At 33.4% G+C, this 9570-nt stretch carries 10 protein-coding genes; 1 reads left to right on the plus strand and 9 read right to left on the minus strand.

Annotation, left to right across the window (positions count from 1 at the left end):
* Positions 1 to 7 precede the first annotated feature (7 nt).
* The 9 genes from ACI313_RS03985 to ACI313_RS04025 all read right to left on the minus strand — a co-directional run bounded on the left by ACI313_RS03985 (position 8) and on the right by ACI313_RS04025 (position 7718).
* The gene (locus ACI313_RS03985) at positions 8 to 1054 is read right to left on the minus strand and encodes a nucleotide sugar dehydrogenase (RefSeq protein ID WP_439755322.1); all 1047 of its coding nucleotides are present in this window, start codon (positions 1052 to 1054) and stop codon (positions 8 to 10) included.
* Positions 1055 to 1298: 244 nt separating this feature from the next.
* Entirely contained in the window at positions 1299 to 1562 is a 264-nt protein-coding gene (locus tag ACI313_RS03990) for a glycosyltransferase (protein ID WP_439755323.1), read from the minus strand.
* A gap of 12 nt (positions 1563 to 1574) precedes the next feature.
* The gene (gene pssD, locus ACI313_RS03995; RefSeq protein ID WP_439755324.1) at positions 1575 to 2024 is read right to left on the minus strand and encodes a PssD/Cps14F family polysaccharide biosynthesis glycosyltransferase; all 450 of its coding nucleotides are present in this window, start codon (positions 2022 to 2024) and stop codon (positions 1575 to 1577) included.
* Between the two features lie 59 nt (positions 2025 to 2083).
* Complete coding sequence (locus tag ACI313_RS04000; RefSeq protein WP_439755325.1) at positions 2084 to 3535, minus strand: sugar transferase; 1452 nt, start codon at positions 3533 to 3535, stop codon at positions 2084 to 2086.
* Between the two features lie 43 nt (positions 3536 to 3578).
* Complete coding sequence (locus ACI313_RS04005) at positions 3579 to 4211, minus strand: immunoglobulin-like domain-containing protein (RefSeq protein ID WP_439755326.1); 633 nt, start codon at positions 4209 to 4211, stop codon at positions 3579 to 3581.
* A gap of 17 nt (positions 4212 to 4228) precedes the next feature.
* Positions 4229 to 4912, minus strand: a complete 684-nt coding sequence (locus ACI313_RS04010; RefSeq protein WP_439755327.1) for a polysaccharide biosynthesis tyrosine autokinase — start codon at positions 4910 to 4912, stop codon at positions 4229 to 4231.
* Between the two features lie 11 nt (positions 4913 to 4923).
* Positions 4924 to 5682 (minus strand): YveK family protein, encoded by a 759-nt coding sequence (locus tag ACI313_RS04015; protein WP_439755328.1) that lies wholly within the window; start codon positions 5680 to 5682, stop codon positions 4924 to 4926.
* A complete protein-coding gene (locus ACI313_RS04020) occupies positions 5672 to 6409 on the minus strand; it encodes a CpsB/CapC family capsule biosynthesis tyrosine phosphatase (RefSeq protein ID WP_439755329.1) in 738 nt (245 codons plus the stop codon). The genes ACI313_RS04015 and ACI313_RS04020 overlap by 11 nt, the downstream gene beginning before the upstream one ends.
* A gap of 238 nt (positions 6410 to 6647) precedes the next feature.
* Complete coding sequence (locus ACI313_RS04025; protein WP_439755330.1) at positions 6648 to 7718, minus strand: tyrosine-type recombinase/integrase; 1071 nt, start codon at positions 7716 to 7718, stop codon at positions 6648 to 6650.
* Positions 7719 to 8142: 424 nt separating this feature from the next.
* Here ACI313_RS04025 and ACI313_RS04030 point away from each other — a divergent pair, with 424 nt between their 5' ends.
* Positions 8143 to 9390: an RNA-binding domain-containing protein gene (locus tag ACI313_RS04030; protein ID WP_439755331.1), complete on the plus strand. Its 1248-nt coding sequence runs from the start codon at positions 8143 to 8145 to the stop codon at positions 9388 to 9390.
* The last annotated feature ends 180 nt before the right edge of the window (positions 9391 to 9570 follow it).

Raw genomic sequence — 9570 nt, forward strand, 5'->3', positions numbered from 1 at the left:
GTTGAAATTATTCAATCGAGATATTAGGGTTGTCCGAAATCTTGACATAGTACCACTTCATTGTCAGACGGTAGACACCGATGGTCACTGACTTTTCCTTATCCTCATCGAACTCATTCTCTGCATCATAACCATAGTAACCAGCCAGTTTCAGAACACGGTCTGCAATAAAGTCCTTACGAGTACGGTTAGATTCCACGATTGCTTCGATCAGTTTTTCCGGGACATCGGCATAATTTGCCAGAAGCTGTTTGGTGTCTTTCGGCAGGCAGTACCCGCCGTAGCCAAACGAAGGATTGTTGTAGTGACTGCCGATCCGAGGATCAAGGCAGACACCGTCAATAATCTGCTGGGTATTCAGGCCCTTGCTCTCTGCATAGGTGTCCAGCTCATTGAAATAAGCCACGCGCAGAGCCAGATAAGTATTGGCGAACAGCTTAACTGCCTCGGCCTCAGTGAATCCCATGAACAAGGTGTCGATGTTTTCCTTGATGGCCCCCTCCTGGAGCAGACCAGCAAACTCATGTGCTGCTTCCACCAGACGTTCATCGTTCAGGTCAGTACCAACGATGATACGGGAAGGATACAGGTTATCGTAAAGAGCCTTGGATTCACGCAGGAACTCCGGGCTGAAGATGATATTCTTGCTGTTGAACTTCTCACGAACAAAAGCTGTATAGCCCACCGGGATCGTGGACTTGATGACCATGATGGCATTCGGGTTGTACTCCATGACCAACTTGATCACAGCCTCAACCGCAGAAGTATCAAAGTGCTGGGTCTTGCTATCGTAGTTCGTAGGAGCAGCAATCACAACAAAATCCGCATCGCTATATGCTGCCTTTGCATCCAGCGTTGCGGTCAGATTCAGTTCTTTTTCAGCCAGATATTTTTCGATATAATCATCCTGAATCGGAGATTTCTTGTTGTTAATCATATCGACCTTAGCCTGCACAATATCGACTGCTACTACCTGATGATGCTGACTCAGCAGCACTCCCAGAGAAAGCCCGACATATCCCGTGCCGGCCACAGCGATTTTATAGTTTTTCATAGTTCTATTCTCCCTCACTAGTCTTTTATTTTGTAAAAACAGCAAACAATCCCACAGCGGATTACTCCAATGGCAATCCACCGTAGGCTCGATTCGTTCTCCTGATTTTTTACTTGCTGCTCATTTTGTGGGTCAAAACAGAGCTGCGCCAAAACCTCCCACATATAACATTTGGATTTCAGCTTCTCCGCTTCCTATCAGCAAATAAACACTTTTGTTGAACGAGTCGAGCCGTCAAAACCCTTTAGTTATCGTGGTATTTCTTGGTTGACCCTATTATATCTCCAGACCCACCATGCGTAATTACAATCCTCGCTTTTGCAACATTATTTACCATTTCCTTATACGGAAGCATTTTACTCCACTTGCAATATTTTGGTTCATATGTACTAAATCCTATTTGCATAATTACTTCTTCAGAAATAATGTCGTCTCTTTTCAAATTATCGATGCACTCTATCAGCCGATTAAATGGCTGTTCATGTGTTCCTACAGTAACAAAAATCATATTTCTACCACCTTAAAATATACTTCCTAAATTAATGGCTTTTGGATAAACTTTTTTTTGTTCTTCCCACTGAACAATGAATTTATCTACTATTGGATAAACCATCTTTCCAGTCAATGTGGGTTTATCTATACGGTCAAATACCTCAATGTAAATCAACTTTGCACCGAATAGTTTACCTAAATAGAAAAATGGAACTGCTACAGCTGCACCAGATGAAATGATCACATCCGGTTTTTCTTTTTTTAGAACTTTCAATGCAACAAACGTATTACGAATAAGATTCTTAACATTTCTATTTGTTGGAAAGTAACAAGGATACATCTTTTCCCCTTCAAGTAAACTGCGAGCATCTTCTTTATCAAAGGTAACCCAAAATCGTTCTTTATTGTTCCAAAATGGTTTTAACATATATAAATGAGTCAAATGTCCTCCTGATGACCCTACTAAACAAACTTTCATAATTCCTCTTCCTCTTATCTTTAAATATGCATTTGCATAATTAATATAAATCTTGTTCCTTACATTGCTCCGTCCCCTGTGAGCACTGCTTTCGCTGTTTTCAATATAATTTTTATATCTAGTCCAAAACTCCATTCATTTATATACTGGGTATCAAGTTTCACAACTTCTTCAAAATCAGTAATCTCGCTTCGTCCGTTTGCTTGCCACATTCCTGTTATTCCTGGCTTAACAGCAAGTCTTGCTCGATGGTGTGGTGAGTACAGAGCAGTTTCTGATTGTAAAGCAGGTCTAGTTCCACAAAGACTCATGCTTCCTGTTAATACATTCCAAAACTGTGGAAATTCATCAATGCTTGTCTTTCGGATAAATTCTCCAATTCCTGTTTTTTTGGTTCCATCTGGTAACACCTTATTTCCAATCACTCGTGGATCGAAATCCAATTTAAACATTAATCCGTCTTTAACTCGGTTCTGATCCATAAGTTCAGCTTTTCGTTCCTCTGCATCCATGTACATGCTACGGAACTTATACATCTTAAATATTTTTCCATTTTTCCCTACTCTAGGTTGTGAAAAAAAGATTGGTCCCGGTGACTGGATATATATTGCTGGTGCAATAAAGACAAAAAGAATACCTGTTATTACACAACCAGCCAAACCGCCTATAATATCCAAAGTTCGTTTCATAAACGCTTGCTTCGGAGTCATATAGTTCATGCTGGTTGTAAGAACAGTATAATTTCCAACTTTTTCTACTAATTGCTTTCGTCCTGTTACACTAGAAACTTTTGCAAGGTTCAAATGAACAGTAACACCCGTCTCTGCAAAGTCATCCATCAATGACTGTGATAGTTCGTTATCTTTTGAAAGGAAAATAAAAACTTCATCTACCCATTCTTTGCAAACGTATTCCACTGCATCCTTTTCTGTAGCTACAACCGATATTCCCGCAATCTTTTCTCCTGTCATATCCTTATCAGTGATTGCAAGCCCAGCAATGTGAAATAATTCGTAATTATGGTCTTTGATATTAAAGACTACCTGTTCTGCCATATCACTTGTGGTTACAATCAACAAAGACCGTTCTCCACCGTCTTTCATTTTCTTTTTTAGACATTTCTTCCAAAGAATACGAAATGTATAAGAAAATAACACATAAATTGGTTCCATTAAGTACAATGCAGTTCTAGAATAAGGTTCTCCCTCTTGCATCGTGAATAGATACAACACTGCTAACAATACAACCAAAATTGAATGCTTTACCGTCACTGCAAATTCTTTATAATATCCTCTTTTTAAAACTTCATGAAATGTCTCATAGAAAAAGAAAACTATAATATCCGCAAGTATTAAAAACAATGCCATATTCAGATACAAAGGATTTGCATATGGATTTGCGAATCCATGACGAAGCATATATGAAACAACAAACGCCAGTTGGAGACAAATCAAATCCAACAACATAAAATCCCAATGTTTTAACCAACCGTTTGGACTCTTTTTAAACATCCCTTTCACTCTCTTCCCTATAATTCTTCTTGTGAGATTTTCTTTATCCAACAACTACTGTCATCACAGCATGATTTGATGTATTTTGATTACTATCTATTGCGTAAAAAGTAAGTTGATATGTACCTGCAACTGCAGTATTTACTTCTCCCTCTAATTCAATTCTTGTAAACAACAATTCTCTTGAATCTACGTCATCCACTATATCTCTTACATAATTAAGTGGATAAAACTCACTTCCTAGAGGCAACGTAACTTCATATTCAGTAAGATAAATTCTTGGCGATTCACTAGGTAGTGATGCAATTTCATTTTCACTTTTTTGCTCATTTGATAACTCTTCTTGAGGAGTAGCAGCAGTAGTAGCATTATCAATAACTTTTTTTACTTTTGTGATATTGTTATTGCTGTCTTTAGCTACATATGAAACAATTATTTTCGCTTCATTTTCAACATTTTCAATCTTCTCTATGCGCAAAGAATCACTTACATCACCATCTTTTTCATCAACTGCTTTAACACCGTTCAAAAGCTGATCTTCACTTTGTCCTTCTTGATAAGTAATTCCTTCTGAAGGAAAAATTATCTCTGGTCCTTCTGTATCTCTAGAAACAAATACAAAACATAAAATTCCAAGTACTAAGGTTGTCAAAACCACTAAAATAAAATTTTTCATATCCATTAATTACCGTATTAATCCTCTTCATGTCCGTAGTTATATTTTCCATATTTACCATATGAACTCTTTTCAATATCTACCTGATTTAAAACCGCACCCAAAATTGGACAATTTGTCATTTCTAGTTGTTGCTTCACTTTTTGAGCTAGATGATAACTAGTATTACCAGCTTTAATTACTAAAATGACACCATCACAACATTCAGAAATAACCGCTGCATCAATTACTTGACCAATAGGTGGAGTATCAATGATAATGTAATCATAGACATTTCTTAATCCATCAATTACACTCTTAAATGTATTTCCACCCAAAAGTTCTGCTGGATTAGGTGGATACGTCCCCGCAACGACAAGATCCAAATAAGGCACATTAGTACAACATACTGTTTCTTGAAGAGTTGATTGTGATGTCAATAAATGACTCAAACCCTTAACTTCTTGTCTATTTGTATTTATTTTTCCTAACAACATAGATTTTCTAAGGTCTGCATCAATATAAATTGTTCTTTTTCCTGACTCTGCTAATGAAATTGCTAATTGTAAAGAAACGGTACTCTTTCCTTCACCAACTAGACAACTTGTTAATGCAATTACTTTTTTTTCTTGTCCGAAAAATTGAAGATTTGTACGAAGCACTTTATAAGCTTCAGACGTAAAGTATCCATTTTTATGCAATTCTAAAAAAACTTGTTTCAATCCGAACCCTCCTATCTATGTCTTCTTACTTTCTTTTGTTTTAGCGCCTTTGGCTGTTTTTTCTTAATTTTTTCATTAATTGGAATTAATCCAATAGTATTAATTCCAAGATAACGCTCAACATCTTCACTCGTATTAATTGAATCATTCATTAAGAACTTAATTACAACCACCATCACAGTTAACACTGCACCAACTAAACCACCAAGTACTCCATCTTTTTTCACATTAGGACTAATTGGTTCAACTGGAATATTTCCAACTTCGGCTACATTTACAGCTTGTGTAGCCAAAACATTTTGAATATGTATTGTTGCTTGTTCTCTGACAGCATTAGCAATCTCACATGCCATATACGGATCTTCGTCTTCAATACGAATAACAATCATTCTTGTATCCGATACAGATTCAACTGTCATTTTGTTTAAAAGTTGCTCATGAGTCATCACTTCATCACCTGACATTAAGCCAAGTTGGTTAATAACACTTTCAGTTACATCTCTAGTTTTAACCAATTCTATGTAATCTTTAGTAAGCAAAGTACTTGCTTGTAAATCACTGCTTGTTAATTTATCGTTTTGCTTTTCTAATACAGTTATCTTTGTTACTGATTCATACATTGGAGTTACAAAAGCTACATCATAAAGCATTACAAGTGCTCCGAATAATATCGTCATTAAAACGATAATTGGAACTTTCTTCCAAACAACACCTAAAAGTTCAAGTAAATCTATTTCAAATTCATCGTCTTTAAATTGTTTATTTTCCATCTAACTTCTCCCGTGTATTTATAATTTTCATAGGATTATCTATAAATACTTTTTTTGCATAATCATCTCCTAGTTTCTTTCGAACATAGTCTGCACAGTTTCCAAGATTAGGAGCTCTATCTGATAAATTATGTGCATCACTTCCTACAAGATGAATCAAATCATCTTTCATAAGCTTCATGCACTGTCTTTTTACTTTCCAACCATTTTTTCCAAGAATACTATCAGCATTTAATTGAATCCAAATTCCCATTTCAACCAGTTCTTCAATGACCTCAAACCTTTTCATTAATTTTTCGTAACGTTCAACATGTGCAACAATTAGTTTATAACCTGCCATTTTAACTGCTTGTAATCGATCTTTTATATAACCAGCGTCATCGAATTCATTAAATTCAATCAAAACAAATTCAGTCTGTGCCATACAAAAAATTGGATTGCTGTTTAATTGTTCGACCATATCCATACTTACATGAAACTCACAACCAAGATGAAGTTTTACATTTGGAATTTTATCCTTTACCAATAGTTTCAATTTTTCATATTTTTCTATAAGTATTTCTTGATTAGGTTCAAACATACCTTTTCTAAAATGCGGAGTTATAATAATTTCTTTAACACCTGCACGATATTCCCTTTGAATAATTTCAAGAGCCATCTCGTATGATTTAGCACCATCGTCAACATTAGGAATCAAATGACAATGTACGTCTACAATGTTATCCATTTTATTTCCTTTCTTTTTCAACCTAATTTTGATATTATGCATTCAGTAGAATACCTTCATGCATAGATAATGAAGATTCTAAAGCATCGCTATCGTTAACTATTTTTCTACGATACATGCATCTTCTCATTCGTAAACAAAATCCTTTTTTTTCGTAGAGTAGGTCACTCTACGAAAAAAGACTGTAAATACTTGATTTGATTCAAATATTTACAGTCTTTTTGAATTTGCTGACGGTTTAAAATTGATTTAAACGTTGCATGTTTTGTCGCTTTAAATCCATGGACGGATGAACATAACGGTTCATTGTAATGTTTACACTGGCATGTCCTAGTATTTCACTTAGACTCTTTACATCGAATCCAGATTCAATGCATCGAGTCGCAAAACTATGTCTTAAACAGTGAAAATTAACTTGGTCGATGTTACATGCTTTAGTTACTTTTTTAAAATATGTTTGCATGCTTCTTGGTTCAACATATTTTTCATTTCCTGTTAAAACATATCCTACTTTCTTATTTTTCTTAAGAAGTACATAAATCTCATCGCATAAAGGAATCGTACGAATTGAACATTGACTCTTTGGTTTCGTAATAGAAATTATGGTTTTAGGTGTTCCATGGGTTTGAATACGTTGCATAGTTTTATCAATACGAAGGGTATGATCAACAATAGAAATGTCATCCCATTTTAATGCACATAATTCTCCAATACGAATACCAGTAAATAAACAAATGAGAATACCTAAATTTTTATCATTCATATTTTCTTTACAATAAGAATATAAAATAGCTTGTTGAGAACTCGTTAATACTTGTAGTTCTTTTTGTTCTGACGAACTTATTCCTTTAATATTAATTGAAATCTGAATTCCAGCACTATTATTAATATTTCCATATTGAATAATTTGACGTAAAACAGATAAAGTATCATTAATAGTTTTACTAGAAAGATTTCTTTTTAATAAATGATTCGTAAAAGATTCAATCTTAAAATGATCCAATTCTAAAAAAGACAGGGAATTAAAATAAGGAATAATATAGCTATCAACTAAGTTCTTATATTTATTGTAACTAGAACATTTAATACGAACCCTTTTCCATTCTAACCACTCTAAACAATACGCTTTTATAGAATACGTACCAGGTTCATATTTTAATTGATTTGCCTTTTCGATAATCAATTTATCTCTAACTTCACTATACGTATGAGCATAAACAGAACCATATTTTTTAGTTCCTTGTATACGATAACGACCTTCCCATCTTCCGTCTTTTCTTTTATATATATTTTCGCCTACTCTAGACATATTTTCCTCCTTAGTTTGACCACATATTTGACGGAGAAAAATTGAAGGACTACAAATAATTTCATAATTTAAGTTAAAAATGCCACGATTTGAAAATTGCTTCTATATTCAAAAAATCACATTTGACTTTATTTTTGAATGTTATACAATAATTAAATGGCAATAGCCTTTTTTTGCGTGTCGTAGAGTGACCTACTCTACGAAAAATAATGAAATATTTGTAATCTCAATTACACTCCTATAATATTGACCTTTACTAAGGTTAAAACACATTTTAATTATATATGCTTCTTGTTAAAGATGCAAAGTATAAGGAAATCTTACATTTTTATCAAAATTTAATTCAATACCCGTCAAGCGAACGTAAATAAATGCGTTCGCTTTTTCGTTCGTTTTCATTATAATAAAAATGGAGATTGAAAATATGAGAAAATTAAAAAATATAGAATATAAACAAAAAATCACTAATTCTTTTCTTAAAACAGTATCTGCTTTTGCGAATTATGGGAATGGTCAAATCTTATTTGGTGTTTGCGATAATGGTGAAATATGTGGAATTGAAAATCCTATACAAGCTTGTTTAGATATCGAAAATAAAATTAACGATAATATAAATCCTGTTCCTTACTATACACTTGAAATTAATGATAAAACTTCCGTTATAACTTTAAATGTAATGGAAGGAATGTATAAGCCATATTTTTATAAGTCAAAGGCTTATATTCGAAATGATTCTTCTACTATTGAAGTGAATCGCTTAGAATTAACTCGTTTAATCTTAGAAGGACAAAATATTTCTTTTGAAGAATGTAAAGCTAAAAAACAAGATTTATCTTTTTGTGTTTTATCAAAGAAACTAGAAAACAAATTAAATTTATCGTCTATAAATTTAGATACTTTAAAAACACTTGAACTATATGACGATAAAAATGGATACAACAATGCAGCTGAATTATTAGCGGATACAAATACTTTTCCAGGCATTGATATAGTTCGTTTCAGGAATAATATTAATATTATTTTAGATCGTGTTACTTTTTCAAATGAATCGATTCTTTCTCAATACGATAAGACAATTGAAATATTCAATAAATATTATTGCTACGAAGAAATTAAGGGAGCATTTAGAGAAAAAAAAGAATTAATTCCAGAAGCATGTTTTCGTGAAGCCATTGCCAATGCTTTAGTTCATAGAACATGGGATATTAATGCACACATTACTATATCTATGTTTGATGATCATATCGAAATCACTTCTCCAGGTGGTTTACCAAAAGGAATTAGTGAAGAAGAATATTTAGATGGTGGTATATCCATTCCTAGAAACTACATTATTTGTAACGTATTTATGCGTTTACAAATGATTGAAAGATTTGGAACTGGTATTCGACGAATTAAGGAGTTTTATAAAACAAATGAAGCTAAACCTACTTTTAATTTAACAAGTAATCGTATTCAAATTGTTTTGCCTATTTTTAATGAAAACAATAATTTAAGTGAAGATCCCCGGAAAATCTATGAACTTCTAAAAAAACAATCCATGTCTAGTTCTTCGATTATGAAGGCAACTGGTTTTGGTAAAACCAAGGTAGTTGCGATTTTAAATCAATTGATTCAAGATGGGTATATTAGAAAGACTGGAACAGGTAAAGCAACAAGATATTCAGTGTAAGTGATAATTACAGATAAAGAATATTTTGACAATCATCGGATTAAATTTCCGCCAATCATCGGAAAAATAATTAGACAATCGTCGGATTAATTTTTAGACAATCATCGTAAAAGCTATAATTATGTAGTATAATACATTAGAAAATTAATACACCAATGTTGATAAAAAACACCAATCGAA

Origin of the sequence: Floccifex sp. (assembly GCF_051873495.1) — a bacterium.
GTDB lineage: Bacteria > Bacillota_I > Bacilli_A > Erysipelotrichales > Erysipelotrichaceae > Floccifex.

What these genes read in the sequence shown, in the direction of transcription:
- ACI313_RS04005 (WP_439755326.1), bottom strand. Translation starts at nt 4,211, where the DNA reads ATGAAAAATTTTATTTTAGTGGTTTTGACAACCTTAGTACTTGGAATT.
- ACI313_RS04025 (WP_439755330.1), bottom strand. Translation starts at nt 7,718, where the DNA reads ATGTCTAGAGTAGGCGAAAATATATATAAAAGAAAAGACGGAAGATGG.
- ACI313_RS04020 (WP_439755329.1), bottom strand. Translation starts at nt 6,409, where the DNA reads ATGGATAACATTGTAGACGTACATTGTCATTTGATTCCTAATGTTGAC.
- ACI313_RS04015 (WP_439755328.1), bottom strand. Translation starts at nt 5,682, where the DNA reads ATGGAAAATAAACAATTTAAAGACGATGAATTTGAAATAGATTTACTT.
- ACI313_RS03985 (WP_439755322.1), bottom strand. Translation starts at nt 1,054, where the DNA reads ATGAAAAACTATAAAATCGCTGTGGCCGGCACGGGATATGTCGGGCTT.
- ACI313_RS04030 (WP_439755331.1), top strand. Translation starts at nt 8,143, where the DNA reads ATGAGAAAATTAAAAAATATAGAATATAAACAAAAAATCACTAATTCT.
- pssD (WP_439755324.1), bottom strand. Translation starts at nt 2,024, where the DNA reads ATGAAAGTTTGTTTAGTAGGGTCATCAGGAGGACATTTGACTCATTTA.
- ACI313_RS04000 (WP_439755325.1), bottom strand. Translation starts at nt 3,535, where the DNA reads ATGTTTAAAAAGAGTCCAAACGGTTGGTTAAAACATTGGGATTTTATG.
- ACI313_RS03990 (WP_439755323.1), bottom strand. Translation starts at nt 1,562, where the DNA reads ATGATTTTTGTTACTGTAGGAACACATGAACAGCCATTTAATCGGCTG.